Source organism: Guyparkeria sp. SB14A, assembly GCF_005096345.1.
GTDB lineage: Bacteria > Pseudomonadota > Gammaproteobacteria > Halothiobacillales > Halothiobacillaceae > Guyparkeria > Guyparkeria hydrothermalis.
Genome location: NZ_SWAW01000098.1, coordinates 1 through 247 on the forward strand (window position 1 = coordinate 1; position 247 = coordinate 247).

Annotated in this window: 1 protein-coding gene; it reads right to left on the reverse strand. The window is 66.4% G+C overall.

Annotated elements, in window-relative coordinates; all coding sequences use genetic code 11:
• Positions 1-247 (reverse strand): proton-conducting transporter membrane subunit (locus FAZ79_RS11380; RefSeq protein ID WP_282097239.1); only part of this gene is annotated, 247 nt, incomplete at both ends.

Genomic DNA, 247 nt, shown 5'->3' on the forward strand with positions numbered 1-247 from the left:
GGCGGCCACGGCGTAGATGATCGACTCCTTGGAGTAGAAGCCCGAGGTGCCCGGGAAGCCGATCAGCGCCAGCGCCCCGATGAAGAAGGTGGCGAAGGTGATCGGCAGCGTCTTGGCCAGCCCCCCCATCTTGCGCATGTCCTGCTCGTGGTGCAGCGCGATGATCACCGAGCCGGCCGCCAGGAACAGCAGCGCCTTGAAGAAGGCGTGGGTCATCAGGTGGAACAGGGCCGGGCTGTAGGCCGAC